This is a genomic window from Rickettsia conorii str. Malish 7 (assembly GCF_000007025.1).
GTDB classification, from domain to species: domain Bacteria; phylum Pseudomonadota; class Alphaproteobacteria; order Rickettsiales; family Rickettsiaceae; genus Rickettsia; species Rickettsia rickettsii.
On record NC_003103.1, the window covers coordinates 555,455 to 572,000 of the forward strand.

Consider the following 16,546-nt stretch of genomic DNA (forward strand, 5'->3'; position numbering starts at 1 on the left):
AGATTGCCACGCGCCTTTTAGTCGTTTGTGATGATGGGGTGGAGACATACAACAAGACCAAAAATACCTCAGAATAACAATAATTTAATTAAGCACATAGCAGTTCGGCTCTTTATTCTTGCAAGTTTAGCTATTATGTGGCATTAATCATATTAGACTTTCTGCATAACTTGCTTCTAAGGGTAATTTGTGCGTCGATCCGTTACTCGTATCCTCACGTACCAAAGCGTACGCTGCGGTGCTGTGTTCCGTGTCTTCTACAAATTCCTCCTTATTAGCTAAGTTGTACAGGAAGTCTAATAAAAGTTTTGGAATAATATAAATATATGTTAAAAAAAATTATAATATTATTTTTAGGAATGTTTTTACTTTCAGCTTGTACAGATAATTTTAGAAGCTATTTTCAAAGATCAGCAAATAACAGATTGGTTGATAGCAAAGGTGCTAAAGGCGGCAAGAGAAAACCTGTATATAATAATAAATATATTACTTTGGCTAAAAAGAATATAGTAGAAGATAATCTTGATGATGATAACGATGATGACTATGATAGTGATAGTCCTTTAAGAGGAGAAAGAATCGATCCTGTAAAGAGAAATCGTGAAATGTATCTTAAGATGATTAAAAGGGATATAGCAAGGCAAAAAGCAGAAGCCGGTTTCGCTGAATCCGATGATGATATGACTTTAAGTAGAGCGAATAAAAAGGTTAGAAAAGACGATAGTGATAAAGAAAAAAAGATACAAGAGGAATTAAATCAGATAAAAGCCATGCTTAGAGAAACTAAGCGTGATATATCAAAATATACTTGTCCAAATGCTGTAGTAAATCAAAATTATGCCCCGCCCGTTACAAATTATGAGCCTGTAAATTATCCACCGGTAAAAAATAGTAAGCCGTATAATAACAATTCTAAGGTAAAGCAAAAATTTATCCTTGAAGATGATGATAACGGCAGTAATGCTTGTTCGATATAATAAGCCTATTCTTAGCTAAAAGCAGAAATCTCCAGTCTTTAGATATATACAGCAATCTCTGATATGATATATTTATCACTACCAATAGGTTTATTATTTATTAATAAAAATTAATATTTGAATATAGAAATATGTTAAATTTATTAATAGGTATATTATGAAAAGTAAACTCTCAGCAAGTACTGCTAGTCTTACCTTTATAAAAGGCCTTCAAAACCCTATTGTTACTGAAATAAAAGAATTAACAAAAAAATTACATTTTTAAAGATCAAGAGCTTGAAAAAGCTTACGGTATGACTTCAGATGATTTTTCTATTCAAGCAACAAGAGAACAGATATTATATGCTTTAAGAGCTGTGGAATCTGCAAAACAACATTCAACAGACAAGACACAAGCATTTATTAAATGACTATGGTATTTGTGTTGCTTACTCATTTGCTAATTATAAAAGAAGCGGTAAGGACATACTAGAATTTGTATCACCTTATTTATTAAAAAACGCATCTGATTAGATCAAAAGTCTTATGCGTTAGTAAGCACATCGCCTGTACCGTCTACTCCTTCTACAACGGACACATTTAATTATGATAGTGATGAAATTACGGTTATTGGAGAAGAGAACACGATGCCGAATACTGAACACGCTTGATGCCACTGTCATGCCGTAGCTTGTCCACGGGAGCTAGTCAAAAATACTAATATTATTAGTATTTTTAGTTATTTTCTGGATATCGTGGTCAAGCCACGGTATAACGCCGAACGAGTTTCTCGCGCCATACAACAACATTAAGATTTCCAATTTAATTCCGGATAGTTTCTAATTTCAGCTTTATAATTGCTATGCTTTAACCATTTCTTAGCTGTTTCTAAATATAGGCAAATTATCGGTGTGATGTATAAAGAGTAAGTAATTGCAATGTGTGAGTAAACCTCCCACTACTGCAGGTCCTAGTGATCTTCTCTCTGTTCTTGTTGCTCCGACTCCAAGCGCAATAGGCATAGTTCTTATTAAGGCAGCTAGGGTAGTCATCATAATCGGTCTGAAATACATGCTTCATAAATTGCTGCATGCCGAAGATTTATTGCCAGTTCTCTCAAGTTCTAAGGCAAAATCGATAATCATGATAGCGTTTTTCTTCACTATACCGATTAACATTATAAGTCCGACAAATCCGTACATATCAAGTTCGCTATTAAATATTAGTAGAGCGAGTAATGCTCCCAATATAGCGGTAGGTAGTCCTAAAAGTATAGTTATAGGATGCACAAAACTTTCATATAACATGCCAAGGATGATGTAAATAACTATAACGGCAAGTCCAAGCAATAAGCCAAGATCGGAAAAAGACGGCTGACATGCCTGAACTGTGTCTTGGAAGCTTCCCGTAATCGTAGTCAGCATTTGTAACTCTCTTATTGCTTGATTAACTTTTGGAACGGCATCACTAATTGAATATCCATCTTGCAGGTTAAATGATACCATAACTGAAGGTAATTGCCCGAAATGTGAAATACTAAGCGGGCCAACAGTGTTAACAATTTTAGCAAGGGTAGTTAGCGTTACTAAATTGCCGCTTGTGGAGTTAATATTGACTAAAGATAACATTGATGAATCTGTTTGATATTTAGGATCTAGTTCTAAAATAACGTCATATTGAGCTGTTGGGGTATATAATGTGGAAATCTGCTCAGCACCGTAAGCTGCATATAAGATATTCTGGACGTGCTCGACTAATATACCGAGTTTTGCAGCCTTATATCTATCAATCTGCACTAAAGTTTATGGCTGTGCTATTTGTAAATCCGAAGTTACGTTAATAAAACCTGGCAGTCGTGCGAGCTTGTCCTTTAATTTCGGTGCAAAGCTAAATAGCACATCTTGATCGAGTTCTTGCATAGTATATTGATATTGGCTTTTGGTTGCTGGTCCGTCGATCGTAATAGTAGGTACGTTCTGGATATATACCCTTAAACCTACTAAATGATTTAGTTTTGAACGTAACTGATCTATAACGGCGTCAGCTCCTATTCTTTGATCACGAGGTTTTAAGCTAATCAAAATCGTACCCTGATTTACGGCAGAGTTTCTACCTGAAACACCTACGGCAGAAAAAAATGAATCTATATTAGGATTTTTAAGTAATACATCACTTACTTGTTGTTGTTCTTGCACCATCGCATCAAAAGAAATAGTTTGAGCGGCGTCGGTAAAAACTAAGATTTGTCCCGTATAGGAATAAGGCATAAAGCCTTTGCGTACTTTCCCAAATAAATAAGCCGTTGCGATGATTACTAAGAGAAAAATATAAGCATAGTAGTTTTTGAATGCTCTACTACTGTTGTTAGACTGCTACCATATTTTTGTTTGACATATTCAAAGGCTTTTTCGGTTAGTGGTAGGTCGTTATTGCGAGGCGTCAAAGGCGCCGTGGCAATCTCGGTTGGTTGCCCTGAGAGTGCTTCGTCACTACGTTCCTCGCAATGACGATCCCTCAAAAACACATTACATAACATAGGAGTTACGGTTATCGAGATAACTCCCGAAAGCAAAATAGAGGTAGTAATAACAATGGCAAGTTCGTGCAGTAGCTTCCCTAAAATTCCGCTCATAAATAATATTGTGATGAATATCGTCATTAGGGATAAAGTCCTTGAGACGATAGTAAATCCTATTTCTTTAGTACCGTTAATACATCCTGCTATTTTACTCTCGCCTTTTCCCATATGTCGTGTGATATTTTCAAGCACTACTATTGCATCATCCACGACAAAACTCATCGCAAGCGTTAGAGCCATTAAAGACATATTATCGATGCTATAACCGAATAGATAAAGGCAAAAGTACCGACAACTGATAAAGGAAGGGCAATAGTCGGAATAATCACGGACCGTCAGTTATGTAGAAAGAGAAATATAGCAATCACTACGAGTATTAAAGCGAGTAGCATAGTAAAATTGGTATCATTTACCGATTCTCTGATATAGAAATTGACCTATCAAAACATGATATTAATATTAATGCCCTCAGGGATTTGCCTGCGAAGCAACGGCAATACTTCTTTTATAGAGTCGACTATTTCAATAGTATTAGTAGTATCCGGTTGTTTTTGAATAGCAAGTATTACCCCCGGCTTATCCCTATACCAAGCGGCTATTTTATTATTAGCTACGCTATCAATGGTTTTCCCAATATTTTTAAGAAAAAGCGGATTACCGTTTTTATAAGTTAATATTAACTCATTATATTCTTTAACATTTTGTAATTGCCCAGGGGCTCTAATACTTGAGTAGATATCTGTACCGTATAAAGCTCCGGTCGGTAAATTAACGTTAGCAGAGCTGATAATGTTTGATACTTGGTCAAGCCCTATATTATTTACTGCCATTTTAACAGGGTCAATCTGCACACGCACTGCATATTGCTGTGAGCCGTAAACTTGTATCTGTGCAACACCCGGCAGCATAGATAAACGCTCAGCCATAATTGTTTCAGCGTAATAGTCCACGGTATATAAGGGGAAGAGTCTCAGAGGTTAAAGATAAATAAAATATAGGTGCGTCGGCAGGATTTACTTTACAATATGAGGGCGGGGTAGGTAAGTCGTTCGGTAGTTGCTTGTATGTCTTGTGCCGCTGCATCTATATTTCGGTCTAAATTAAACTGCAAAGTAATTTGAGTAGTACCGTTACTATTAACCGAACTCATCGAGTCAATATCTGATATCGTCGAGCATTGCTTTTCAAGCGGTAATGCAACTGAAGATGCCATAGTAGTAGGGTCAGCTCCAGGCAAGCTTACTGAAACCGGAATAGTCGGGCAGTTGATGTCAGGTAAAACGCTTACCGGTCATATCCTATAGCCGAATGCTCCAAACAGCAAAATAGTTGCCATGAATAAAGTAGCAAGAACCGGACGCTTAATAAATATTTCTGAAATACCCAATTATTTTTTCCTGTTTTATGGATTTTTTCTGTCATACATATCGTCATTGTGAGTGACTGTAAGCAGCGTGGCAATTTCATGAAATAATGACAAACTCATAAGATTGCTTCGTCAATTACTTTGTAATTTCTTCGCAATGACGATTTGACACTACTCCTCCCTAACACTCACCTCTGCTCCGTTAGATAATCGTATCTGCCCGTTGGTGATTACCGTTTCTCCCTCTCATCTATACCGCTTTTAATAACAATAAAATCATCATTAGAAAACACTATATCTATATTCTTGACCACGGCTTTATTATCTTGATCGACAATAAATATATAAGGACCTTGATCGTTAGTTTGCATGGCTTTAGACGGAACTATTAAAGCCTCTTGTTCGATGTAAATCGTTAGGGATACACGAACACACTGTTCCGGCCATAATATTTCGTTTTGGTTAGGTAGTGTTGCTTTAACTTTGATAGTGCCGCTATTTGGATCAATCTATCGACAAAAACGATCTCACCGTCTTTAATTTCTTGGTCGCTTATGGTTCTAACCGTCAAAGCTAAATGATTAGATTTTTGAGATTTATTAATACGATCGAGATATTTTTCAGGTACGGAGAAGCTGACATAAATAGGCGAGCTAGTATTGATAGTTACTAGACGCACAAAATCCGGCGATACTAAATCACCTATATCCACATTACTCTCACTAAGTTTACCATCAAAAGGAGCTACTATTTTTGAATACTCGATTGTAAATTAGCGTCTGCAATAATTGCTTTATCGCGTTCCACGGTGGCCCTAAGCATATTCATATTAGTTAGTATCTGTAAATACTGCTCTTCCGAAACAGCTTTTTCCTCGTATAAAGCACGATATCTTGCCTCTTCTTTTATAGCATCTTCAAGGTTATAAGTATCACTTAGTAAATTTGCTTGTGCTTGCTGTAATTGATTTTGAAAAGGACGAGAATCGATTTCATATAATCAATCACCTGTTTTTACTTCTTGTCCGTCATCAAAATTTACACTTAATATTTGGCCCGTAACTTGAGATTGAATATCGGCACTTTGGTCAGTTTCAGCTACTCCTGCAAGTTCTATCACATCAGATAAGTCTTTTCTGATAACTTGTGTTACCTCAACCGGAGCTGCTATAGTGATTTGTTTACTGCTTTTATTATGATGTTTTATTACCCAAACCACTAATATTACTATTTAGTACTAGTAATGTTATCAATATCAAATGCCGCATTATTGTTTTAAGCATTGTTATTTGCCAAAATCAAAAATAGGTCCTGCTATGTTGCCGTCTACCTGCCAAGTCTCAGCTGAGTTAGTAAACAGAGTATTAAGTTTATTGCTACCGAATCCTAATAAGCCTGTTAAAGAAATTTGTGGAAAATAAGTAGCTTTTATTGTTTTTAAGTTTACATCTGCTGCTAGTAAATTCTGCTCTGCTGCTTTAATATCTGGTCTTTGCTCTAAAAGCTCTGATGGTAATATTTTAGGTAATACCGGTAGAGCAGGGAAGTAATCTATTGGTTTATTACGATAAATTAAGCCGTTTACTATATTTTCAGGAATTCTACCTACTAAAATTTTTAAAGTGGTTTCCTGCTCATGTCTTTGTTGTTTTAAAGGCGGCAATGATAACTTAGTAAGTGCAAGCTCGGAAGCAGCTTCACTAACCGATATTAAATCACCTACGCCAAGATTATATAATTTCTGATTTAATTTATAAATTTCCGTTTGAGCCTCAATTAGCTTTTCAGTTAGATAGATTTGTTTGTCTAATACTAAAAGATTAAAGTAACTTATAGTGACGTTACTTATAACTGATAAAAGTACCGCTGCCTTGCTATACTCACTTGCAAGGAAAGTTTTTTTAGCTGATTCGCTAGCGTTGGCGGCTGCCTCTATAAATCCAGCTCGTAATTAAGCACGCTTGCTAGCCCCAAATTATTAGAGAATTTCGGTTCATTCGGTGCTTTTGTTTCTTTACTGTTTTTTGTTTGATTTGCTCCGCCTTGTAAATTGATTTGTGGAAATCTATAAGCATTAGTAAGGTTAAGCTGTGCTTGCGCTGCTAGCACATTACTCATTGCCAGCTCAATATCGGAGTTACCGGTTAAAGATTCTTCGATTAGGTTATTTAACACCGGATCGTTAAATTGCAGTCACCACTTGGAGGATACATTATTATTTTGTTCTAGAGAATAATTATTCCAAGTAGTAGGTAATGAGAGTTTAGGGGGAATATTATCGTGTTTTGCATTACAACCACATAGAAGAAATGATGAAATCGATAAAACTAGAATATATTTTAAGTAAATGCAAAATCGGTATATGAAGTTCATCGATTAGGTTCATTAAAATAAATTACTTAATATTAATTATGAATCTTTAAACCGTTATGTCAATATAGACTATTATTTGTTCAACTAACTATTTTTATAATTACGTAATAATGTTGCTATAGCATATTTTAGAAAGCTTGATATAAGTAAATTTTGCAGGATTCGCTTGTGTGTTCACGTATTTTTATAAGCTGTGTAGGCTCACCCTTAAATTCATCTTATCTGAAGCTTTCTAAAATATGCTGTAACTTTTCAGAAACAACTTTAATTTCATAATTTTGTTTGAGAGTAAGGTAGGCGTTTTTAGAAAATTCTTTTGCTTTTATAGGGTTCTCTATTAGATAGACAATTTTTGCTGCTAAATCTTCAGCAGAGCCGGCTTTACAAATAAGCCCGTCTTGCATGTCGTTTAAGATTGCTGTAGGCCCTTCAGTATCTGTACTAACGATAGGCATGCTTGCCTCCATTGCTTCAAGCACTATAATTCCAAACGGTTCATGAAGAGACGGTAAGCAAAAAATATCTATTTGTTTAAAGAATTTATCTCTATCGTTAACCCATCCCGTAAATGATATTTGATCTTGTAAATTAAGTTTATGTGCTAAAGCAATTAAATTATCTTTTTCTTCGCCGCTTCCACCTATAACTGCATGAAGATCATATTTTTTTTCTTTTAAAATTTTGATAGCTTTAATAAAAACATCAACACCTTTCTTAGCTACAAATCTTGCTAGTACACCAATTACGACAGGTTTTCTATATGTTTTATTTGGAATAAAGTCTTTAGCAATATTTATCATATTCGGTAGGATGCATATCCTAGATTCGGCAAAGTGATTTTTTAATAAAAATTCTTTCATATGATGCGTCAAGGCAATAACAAAATCACATTTACGTAGTCCTTTTAAACTATAATTATGAGCGATACCGATTAATTTTATATTTTGTGATTTAGCAAATTTACTAAAATTTATTGCTCTGTTACCGTGTGCTATAATTATATCGGGTTTAGTCTTATGAATTATATACTTAAAAATAAGTACCGAGAGTAAATCAAACGGTACTATATTAGGTAGTTTTAAGCTTTGTTTGTGTAGAAAGGAATTTATTTTTGCCTTGTAAGAAGTGATATTTATAATCTCAATTTTTTGCATTTCTAAAGCAGTGCTATAATCTAAAAATGCTTGTTGAATGCCGCCAAGGTCACGACTTAGCATAATATTAAGGATCTTCATTACTTTAATTGCTCGATTTCTTTTTCTGTTAAACCGGTAAAATCTATAATTTTATCTAAAGGTTTGTTTTTTGCTAACATTTTTTTAGCTATAGAAATTTTTTGTTTTGCTTCCCCTCTGGCTTCCCCTTTAGCTTCAGCATCGATAATTTTCTGCTCTTTTACGGCTAGATTATCCATTTCGGTTTTTATCATTTTTTCATAAGTATTTAACTCTTTTTCAGACCAACTAGCTTGATCCAAAGCATAAAAAGCTTTTTTAATAATAAAATCATGACCTATCAAATTCCTTCTAGAGTGCTTTCATGTGCATGTTTAAAGAAACTATGCCCATTTTTTTGAAGGTTCTCTAATTGATCTAATTCTTTATTAAATTTCTCAAGCTCTAAAAATATAAAATAAAAATCTTGTAGGTCGTTCTCATAAGTTTTAGTATCAAGTAATCTATGATTTGATCTCCAATCTTTTTTATCGGGCAATAAAATAAAATCGGCAATAGCTAAGAATATTACTCCTCGAAGTTTTGCATATACTGCCATTTTTTTTATGATCTTCATCTTTGTTTATTATTTTTCTTGAATAGGCCTTTGCTGTATAAAGCTGAGCTCGTTTTTCAAAACCTGGATGTTTGCTGACCTGCATCTCTACAATAAATTGAGTACCGTATTTATCTCTACATAATACATCAACTATAGATTGTCTATAAGCAGCGATGTCGGAACCTTAGATTTTTTTAAAAAAGTAACTTCGGTAATTATTTCTTTTCCCGTATAACCTAAAATGTTATTTAGAAAATGAATAAGTATATCCTTATTTTTTTCTGTACCGAAAATTTTTAAAAATGCATAGTTATTTTTAGGGTCTAAGAAACGTGAAATTAGCATAATAGTCTATATTTTTATATATCATCACTTCATTATAGCAAATTCCAAGAAATTTGCTATAATACAATTTCCTAATATGTAAAACATTATGATTAGTAAAATTAATTTCGTAAAAATGCATGGTCTCGGTAATGATTTTGTTATTGTTAACAAACGAGATTTATCAAGTTCATATGATTTATCGCAGTTAGCAAAAAATATGGCTGAGCGTCATACAGGTATTGGTTGCGATCAGTTTATTATTTATGAAGAGCATAATGATTTTTATGAAATGATTATATATAACATAGACGGCTCTAGTGCTAAATTATGCGGTAATGCTACAAGATGTTTAGCCAAGTTAATTTATCTTGATACGGGAAAGCAAGATATTACCGTAATGGTAGGCAATAAAAAATTGCTATGTAATGTCAATGATGAAAATAATATTAGCGTTAATGTAGGAAGCGTAAGTTTTAATGAAGCTTGGATGCCAAGTCGTGATAAAGTTTGGGAATTTGCAGAGCGTTATATGATTGATTTAAAGGAAACTATTTGCGTTGATATAGGTAATCCGCATGTAGTTATTTTTAGTAAGTTAGAACCTCAAGATCAAAAAATTGTCGGTGAAAGATTGCAGGCTAAGGAATTATTCGCAGATGGGGTAAACGTTAATTTTGCTGAAGTAAAAGATAATAAAATCTATTTATCCGTTTGGGAGCGGGGGGCAGGGTTAACGCTTGCTTGCGGAAGCGGAGCTTGCGGTAGTTTTGCTGCCGGTTTAAAGCGCGGTTTTATTCATTCACCAAGTACTATAGTCTTTAAGCACGGTAACCTTACTATGAAAGAAGAAAACGGTAATATAATAATGCAAGGGGCAGCTACGCTTGTAGCACGTGGGGAATATTATTGTGAGCAATAATTTAAGACAAAACGTAGTAACATTTGGCTGTAGACTTAATATTTACGAAAGTGAGATAATACGAAAAAACTTGGAATTGTCGGGTATCGATAATGTAGCAATATTCAATACTTGTGCGGTAACTAAAGCAGCTGAGAAACAAGCAAGACAAGCTATACGCAGGGCTAAAAAAAATAATCCTGATTTAAAAATTATTGTTACCGGCTGTAGTGCTCAAACAAGTCCGCAAATGTACGGTAATATGCCGGAAGTTGACAAAGTTATAGGTAATGAAGAGAAGTTATTACCTAATTACTACCAAATTACCGATGCAAAAATAACAGTTAACGATATAATGTCGGTGAAAGAGACGGCAAGTCATTTAGTAAGTAGCTTTGACTGTAAGTCTCGTGCTTTTATTCAGGTACAAAACGGTTGTGATCATTTTTGTACTTTCTGTATTATCCCTTATGGTAGAGGAAAAAGTAGATCAGTAGCAATAGGAGCTATAGCAGAGCAGGTAAAGCATTTGGTATTAAACGGCTTTAAAGAAGTAGTTTTTACCGGTGTCGATGTCACGGCTTATGGTAGTGATTTGCCAGGAAGTCCAACATTCGCACAAATGATTAAACGAGTGTTGAATTTAGTCCCTGAATTAAAGAGGCTTAGATTATCTTCAATAGATGTTGCAGAAATAGATGATGAACTTTTTGAGCTTATAGCTTATAGTGAAAGGATAATGCCGCATTTTCATATTAGCTTGCAAGCAGGTGATGATATGATATTAAAACGTATGAAAAGACGTCATAATAGAGCAAACGTAATAGAGTTTTGTCGGAAGCTGCGGGCAATAAGACCGGAAGTATCTTTTGGTGCGGATATTATAGCTGGTTTCCCGACTGAAACCCCTGAAATGTTTGAAAATACAAGAAAATTAATTTCAGAAGCGGAATTACAATATTTACATGTTTTTCCTTATTCGGAAAGAGAAGGAACGCCTGCAGCACGTATGCCACAAGTACCTAAAAATATAAGAAAAGAAAGGGCAGCAATTTTAAGGCAAGAAGGGCAAAACCAGTTGACCGAATTCTTTAAAAAACATATAGGACAGAAAGTGGAGTTATTAGTAGAGAATAATAATATTGCCCATACCGAAAATTTTATTCCGGTAAAGCTAGATAAACCTTTAGAAATAGGGCAGATATTTAAAGCGAAGTTGGTGGCGATAGAAGAGAATTATATGAAGTGTATGTTGGTTTAACGTCATTGCAGGGAGGTATTGTTGTGTAGATACTGAAGGTCGTCATTGCGAGGAGCCGTAGGTGACGCAGCAATCCAGAAAATAATTAAAAAAATTCTGATTTACAGAATTTTTAACTGGATTGCTTCATCAATTGCTATGCGATTTCCTTGCAATGACGGATAAACAGGTCCATGCAACAATGCCCGCTCGCAATGATGTGCTACTGTACAATAAAAAATCAAAAACAAAAAAACAATCATGGAAAATATAGAAACAATATTAAGACTTGCTGAGGACAAAATCTTATTAGTACAAAATTTAAAAGCTCTGCAAGAATATAAAGTAGAATTTTTAGGCAAGAACGGTATAGTGACCGGTGAGCTTAAAAAATTAGGTAGTTTAAATGAACAGGAACGTAAAGAATTTGGCTTAAAAATCAATAAATTAAAAGATAAAATACAGAATATAATAAAAGCAAAAGCAGAAATTTTAGAGGAGCAGGAACTAAATTTTAAACTTGCTGCCGATAAAATTGATTTAACAATCCCTGCACGGAGATATAAACAAGGTTCTATTCATCCAATAACACAATGTAGTGAGGAGTTAATACAAGTATTTTCGCAGTTTGGTTTTACTATAGAAAACGGACCGAATATCGAGAATGATTTTCATAATTTTACCGCTCTCAATTTTGAAGATGATCATCCCGCAAGGCAAATGCATGATACTTTTTATTTGAAAAGTCAGGAAAATAATAAGCCGCTGTTATTACGTACTCATACCTCAACAGTGCAGATTAGAGCTATGAAAAACGGCAAACCGCCTTTTAGGTTTATAGCACCGGGTAGGACTTATAGATCGGATTCGGATATGACGCATACGCCAATGTTCCACCAAATAGAAGGGCTTGTTATGGATAAAAATATCAATATGGGACATTTAAAATATGTTATCACGACATTTATAAAAAGCTTTTTTGAAAATTCTAATATTGAATTACGTTTTAGACCCAGCTTTTTCCCATTTACCGAACCTTCTGCCGAAGTTGATATTCGGATGAATAAAAACGATAAATGGCTTGAGGTCCTCGGTTGCGGGATGGTTCATCCAAACGTGCTTAAAAATGTTGGTATCGATAGCAGCGAGTATCAAGGTTTTGCTTTTGGGCTTGGAGTAGAGCGTTTTGCAATGTTAAAATATAATATCAAAGATTTAAGACAATTTTTTGAAGGCGATATGCGTTGGCTTAAACATTATAATTTTGGGAGCTTTGATATACCGAATTTAGCAGGAGGGCTTACGAAATGAAATTTACGTTATCATGGTTAAAACAATTTTTAGAGACATCGGCTTCAGTTACTGAAATTGCCGAAGCCCTAACAGCTATTGGCCTTGAAGTGGAAGAGGTGATAGATAAAGCGGCGGAATTACAAAAGTTTGAAGTAGCATATATTACAAATATTAAACCTCACCCGTCAGCTGATAAATTAAAGCTTTGTGATGTTGAGACTAAAAGCGGTATGCTGCAAATAGTTTGTGGTGCGCGTAATGCAAGAGCAGGTATAAAAGTAGTACTTGCAAATATCGGAATAGAAATACCAAACGGTAAATTTAAGATTAAGGAATCTGTTATTAGAGGCGAAAAAAGCTGTGGTATGCTTTGCTCTGAAGAGGAATTACTGCTAGCTTCAGAGTCTGAAGGGATTATAGAGCTATCTGAAGATGCCGTAGTTGGAGAGAATTTTACTAAATATTACGGTTTAGATGATCCTATATTTGTTATTAACGTTACTCCTAATCGTGGTGATGCACTTGGAGTTTACGGCATCGCAAGAGATTTAGCAGCTAAAGGAATAGGAATACTTAAAGAGCTAGAAATTTCGGTAATAAAGAGTACATTTATTTCTAAAATGAAGCTTAATGTGCAAGATAAGGAAGCCTGTCCGTTATTTACTTTTAGAGAGATAAGAAATTTAAAAAATAAACCAAGCCCTGATTGGTTACGAAAATTATTAAAAAATGTTGGGGTAAAAACTATTTCAAGCTTAGTGGATGTAACAAATTATATTTCCTATAGCTTTGGGCAGCCGATGCATGCTTACGATGCAGATAGGATAAAAGGGGGAATTACTGTAGCACGTCATTGCGAGAAGCATAGCGATGAAGCAATCTCAGGACAACAAAATGAGATTGCCACGGCTGCTTTGCAGCCTCGCAATGACGTAGCTAAATGCCACGCCCTAAACGGCAAAGAATATTTACTTACAGAGAATGATTTAGTTATAAAAGATGAAAGCGGTATTCAAGGTCTAGCCGGTGTCATTGGCGAGGCTGATAGTAGTTGTACTGATAGTACGACTAATATAATACTCGAGGCTGCTTGTTTTAATGCTAAAATGGTTGCAGCTAGCGGGCGAAGGTTCCAAATTGATACGGATGCTAGATATCGTAATGAGCGTAATATCGATAGAAATTTTACGGAAAAGGCTTTGGATATAGCAACTAATCTTATTTTGTCAATATGCGGAAACGGTGAAGTATCGGAAGTAGTGAAAGTCGGTGAAAAAGAGTCACAAAAAAAACCTTTAGATTTTTCAGCATGTTATTTAGAAAAAATTACAGGAATTAAACTAAATATCAAAGCGATAGAAGCCATATTAAATAAACTAGGATTTATTACGGATGTTAAAGGTGAGATTATAAAGGTAATAGCTCCTTCTTGGCGTCACGATATAACTATTTTAGAAGATATAGCTGAAGAAATCGCTCGTATTTACGGCTATGATAAAATAGAGAGTATAAAATTACCTGAACTAGACCAAGATAATAATAAGCTAAGAGAGCATAAAAGAATATCTAGTTTTAAAAGGATATTAGCAAGCAAAGGCTATGATGAGGTAGTAACTAACTCTTTTATGAGTAGTGAAGATGCAAAGTTGTTTGCTGAATTAAAAGAAGAGTTATTTTTGCTTAATCCTATTAGCATAGGAGACAATTATATGCGTCCTACTATACTGCCGAATTTGTTAAGTATAGTAAGTAAAAATCTAGCACGCTCTATAAAAGATATGGCTTTTTTTGAAGTTGGACCAAGTTTTATAGATTTAAATACGGAAGCAACTTATTTGACGGCAATTATAAGCGGTTCATATAATAATAAAAACCCTCATTCGTTTGGACGAGGCTATGATGTTTTTGATCTTAAAGGCGATTTAGAGTTGGTAGCTGATTATGCAGGACTATCTATAGATAAATGTATAGCAACAAATGGGACAGCATTGCCACAATATTATCATCCAACTAGAGCAGTAAATATAGGGCTTGGTAAAAATTTATTAGGTCATTTTGGGCAGATACATCCTAAAATCTTGAAATATTATGATATTAATCAGGAAATATTTGCATTCGAGCTAAATATTACGAATTTGCCGTTGATAAAAGCTAAATTTGGTAAAAGAGACGAATTTGCAGTATCGGATTTCCAAGCTAATTTTAGAGATTACGCATTTATTGTTGGTCAAGATCATAGAGTCGGTGAAATAATATCATATATAAATAATTTTAATAAAAAGCTTATCAAATCAGTTATATTATTTGATATTTATAGCGGTGATAAATTACCTGAAGGTAAAAAATCTATAGCGGTTAAAATAGAGCTACAAGCAGATGATCGGACATTATCTGATACTGATTTAAATTCGTTCAGTAAAGATTTAGTTGCTGCCATCTCACAAAAATTTCAAGGAACATTAAGAGAATAACAATATGTTAAAATTAATAGTTGAAACAAAAACATTAGTTCAGTCCCTAGGGTTTGCAAGTTCTGTTGTTGAAAAACGTAATGTCATACCTGAATATGCAAACATTAAATTATCGGCAAAAGACGGCAATCTAGAGCTTAGTTCTACTAATATGGATTTGTACTTAAGTCAAAAAATAGCAGTACAGGTAGTAAGTGAAGGTGAATGTACCGTTTCTACGAAAACTCTAAATGATATAGTCCGAAAACTTCCGGATTCCGAGCTTACATTAACAGATCTCGGTACAACGGGACTTGAGATCAAAGGAAAAAATTGTAAATTTAATTTATTTACTTTGCCGGTTAGTTCTTTTCCTGCAATGGATAGTATTAATCCTGAAGCAAGTTTTAAAATTTCCTGCACGGATTTTGCTAAAATAATCGAATCGACAAAATTTTCGATTTCTTTAGATGAAACTCGTTATAATTTAAACGGTGTTTATTTACACATAAAAGACAAAGAGTTTTGTTCGGCAAGTACCGATGGGCATAGACTTTCGATTTCATGGGTAACATTAGAAAAACAAATAAAGAATTTTGGAGTTATATTACCCCAAAAAAGTGCAGAGGAAATTTTAAAAATCGTTAAAGATCCTAAAAATATAAATGAAGATATAGAAATTTTATTAAGTAGCAATAAGATTAAATTTATATGTAACGAAAATACTAGTATGCTATCAAAGCTTATAGACGGTACTTTCCCTGATTATAGTACTTTTATTCCGGAAAGCAGCAGCTCAAAATTAGTAATTAATCGAAAAATGTTTGCAGATAGTATAGAAAGGATAGCGATAATAACCGTTGAAAAATTTAGAGCAGTAAAATTATCGTTATCTCGTGAAACCTTAGAGATTAGTGCCGTCGGTGAAGCAAGAGGTAACGCAAAAGAGGTTATTAATTCTTCACAAGATAAGGAAAGTTTTTATGAATATAATAGTGATGAGTCTTTAGCTATAGGCTTTAACCCGCAATATTTGGAAGATGTCTTAAAAGCAGTGAAATCGGATGTAGTAGAACTATATTTTTCAGATGTTTCAGCACCGGTACTTATTAAATTTCCTGAGAATCCTAAAGATATTTTTGTCGTCATGCCTGTTAAGGTGTAAGTGTTATGAGAACTGGAATATATAAGCATTACAAAGAAAAATTATATCAAGTTATAGATACTGCAAAACATACTGAAACTTTGCAAGAGTTATATGATAATTTCCAGCTTCTGGGTAAGGCCGCTTGA

At 34.3% G+C, this 16,546-nt stretch carries 20 protein-coding genes and 4 pseudogenes; 7 read left to right on the forward strand and 17 right to left on the reverse strand.

The features are described from left to right. Positions 1-156: 156 nt before the first annotated feature. Positions 157-315: pseudogene (locus RC_RS07455) on the reverse strand (palindromic element RPE1 domain-containing protein); the annotation flags it as partial. Positions 316-326: 11 nt separating this feature from the next. On the opposite strand from RC_RS07455, the gene RC_RS02860 reads away from it, so the two are divergent. Next, on the forward strand, positions 327-977 hold the full coding sequence (locus RC_RS02860) for a hypothetical protein (RefSeq protein ID WP_010977198.1): 651 nt from the start codon (positions 327-329) through the stop codon (positions 975-977). A 686-nt stretch (positions 978-1,663) separates the two neighbouring features. Here the strand turns inward: RC_RS02860 and RC_RS11210 are convergent. The 16 genes and pseudogenes from RC_RS11210 to RC_RS10775 form a co-directional block, all read right to left on the reverse strand. Next, positions 1,664-1,765, reverse strand: a pseudogene (locus RC_RS11210) (permease); the annotation flags it as partial. Between the two features lie 69 nt (positions 1,766-1,834). Further along, positions 1,835-3,223, reverse strand: a pseudogene (locus tag RC_RS02870) (efflux RND transporter permease subunit). Positions 3,224-3,270: 47 nt separating this feature from the next. Continuing rightward, positions 3,271-3,783, reverse strand: a complete 513-nt coding sequence (locus RC_RS10215) for an efflux RND transporter permease subunit (RefSeq protein ID WP_010977202.1) — start codon at positions 3,781-3,783, stop codon at positions 3,271-3,273. Between the two features lie 191 nt (positions 3,784-3,974). Beyond that, a complete protein-coding gene (locus tag RC_RS10750; RefSeq protein WP_071597798.1) occupies positions 3,975-4,460 on the reverse strand; it encodes an efflux RND transporter permease subunit in 486 nt (161 codons plus the stop codon). Between the two features lie 92 nt (positions 4,461-4,552). Further along, positions 4,553-4,771: an efflux RND transporter permease subunit gene (locus RC_RS10755; protein ID WP_010977204.1), complete on the reverse strand. Its 219-nt coding sequence runs from the start codon at positions 4,769-4,771 to the stop codon at positions 4,553-4,555. Between the two features lie 359 nt (positions 4,772-5,130). Beyond that, positions 5,131-5,271, reverse strand: a complete 141-nt coding sequence (locus RC_RS10225) for a hypothetical protein (protein ID WP_016830750.1) — start codon at positions 5,269-5,271, stop codon at positions 5,131-5,133. A gap of 44 nt (positions 5,272-5,315) precedes the next feature. Then, positions 5,316-5,612 carry a hypothetical protein gene (locus tag RC_RS10230; protein ID WP_010977205.1) on the reverse strand — a complete coding sequence of 99 codons (297 nt, stop codon included), beginning with the start codon at positions 5,610-5,612 and terminating at the stop codon, positions 5,316-5,318. 287 nt (positions 5,613-5,899) lie between these two features. Continuing rightward, positions 5,900-6,118, reverse strand: a complete 219-nt coding sequence (locus RC_RS02900; RefSeq protein ID WP_010977206.1) for a biotin/lipoyl-binding protein — start codon at positions 6,116-6,118, stop codon at positions 5,900-5,902. A gap of 66 nt (positions 6,119-6,184) precedes the next feature. Beyond that, positions 6,185-6,562, reverse strand: coding sequence for a TolC family protein (locus RC_RS08425; protein ID WP_010977207.1), 378 nt, complete (start codon positions 6,560-6,562; stop codon positions 6,185-6,187). Beyond that, a pseudogene (locus tag RC_RS10760) lies at positions 6,563-6,835 on the reverse strand (TolC family protein); the annotation flags it as partial. Next, positions 6,832-7,074, reverse strand: coding sequence for a TolC family protein (locus tag RC_RS10765; RefSeq protein WP_010977208.1), 243 nt, complete (start codon positions 7,072-7,074; stop codon positions 6,832-6,834). The gene RC_RS10765 and the pseudogene RC_RS10760, both read right to left, overlap by 4 nt. 416 nt (positions 7,075-7,490) lie before the next feature. After that, on the reverse strand, positions 7,491-8,507 hold the full coding sequence (locus RC_RS02915; RefSeq protein ID WP_010977210.1) for a glycosyltransferase family 4 protein: 1,017 nt from the start codon (positions 8,505-8,507) through the stop codon (positions 7,491-7,493). Further along, positions 8,507-8,791, reverse strand: a complete 285-nt coding sequence (locus RC_RS08955; protein WP_010977211.1) for a hypothetical protein — start codon at positions 8,789-8,791, stop codon at positions 8,507-8,509. Before RC_RS08955 ends, RC_RS02915 begins: the two co-directional genes overlap by 1 nt. Continuing rightward, a complete protein-coding gene (locus RC_RS08960) occupies positions 8,788-9,063 on the reverse strand; it encodes a PD-(D/E)XK nuclease family transposase (RefSeq protein ID WP_010977212.1) in 276 nt (91 codons plus the stop codon). Before RC_RS08960 ends, RC_RS08955 begins: the two co-directional genes overlap by 4 nt. Continuing rightward, complete coding sequence (locus RC_RS10770; protein WP_081420710.1) at positions 8,975-9,220, reverse strand: PD-(D/E)XK nuclease family transposase; 246 nt, start codon at positions 9,218-9,220, stop codon at positions 8,975-8,977. The genes RC_RS08960 and RC_RS10770 overlap by 89 nt, the downstream gene beginning before the upstream one ends. Then, positions 9,196-9,390, reverse strand: a complete 195-nt coding sequence (locus tag RC_RS10775) for a PD-(D/E)XK nuclease family transposase (protein WP_004995786.1) — start codon at positions 9,388-9,390, stop codon at positions 9,196-9,198. Before RC_RS10775 ends, RC_RS10770 begins: the two co-directional genes overlap by 25 nt. 88 nt (positions 9,391-9,478) lie before the next feature. On the opposite strand from RC_RS10775, the gene dapF reads away from it, so the two are divergent. The 6 genes from dapF (at position 9,479) to RC_RS10780 (ending at position 16,546) form a co-directional block, all read left to right on the forward strand. Further along, positions 9,479-10,291: a diaminopimelate epimerase gene (dapF, locus tag RC_RS02935; protein ID WP_010977213.1), complete on the forward strand. Its 813-nt coding sequence runs from the start codon at positions 9,479-9,481 to the stop codon at positions 10,289-10,291. Then, positions 10,266-11,531, forward strand: coding sequence for a tRNA (N(6)-L-threonylcarbamoyladenosine(37)-C(2))-methylthiotransferase MtaB (gene mtaB / locus RC_RS02940; protein ID WP_010977214.1), 1,266 nt, complete (start codon positions 10,266-10,268; stop codon positions 11,529-11,531). Before dapF ends, mtaB begins: the two co-directional genes overlap by 26 nt. 240 nt (positions 11,532-11,771) lie before the next feature. Then, positions 11,772-12,821 carry a phenylalanine--tRNA ligase subunit alpha gene (pheS, locus tag RC_RS02945; protein WP_010977215.1) on the forward strand — a complete coding sequence of 350 codons (1,050 nt, stop codon included), beginning with the start codon at positions 11,772-11,774 and terminating at the stop codon, positions 12,819-12,821. Then, the gene (pheT, locus tag RC_RS02950) at positions 12,818-15,274 is read left to right on the forward strand and encodes a phenylalanine--tRNA ligase subunit beta (protein WP_010977216.1); all 2,457 of its coding nucleotides are present in this window, start codon (positions 12,818-12,820) and stop codon (positions 15,272-15,274) included. Before pheS ends, pheT begins: the two co-directional genes overlap by 4 nt. 4 nt (positions 15,275-15,278) lie before the next feature. Beyond that, positions 15,279-16,418, forward strand: coding sequence for a DNA polymerase III subunit beta (gene dnaN / locus RC_RS02955; RefSeq protein WP_010977217.1), 1,140 nt, complete (start codon positions 15,279-15,281; stop codon positions 16,416-16,418). A 5-nt stretch (positions 16,419-16,423) separates the two neighbouring features. Next, positions 16,424-16,546, forward strand: coding sequence for a DUF1653 domain-containing protein (locus RC_RS10780; protein WP_012262374.1), 123 nt, complete (start codon positions 16,424-16,426; stop codon positions 16,544-16,546).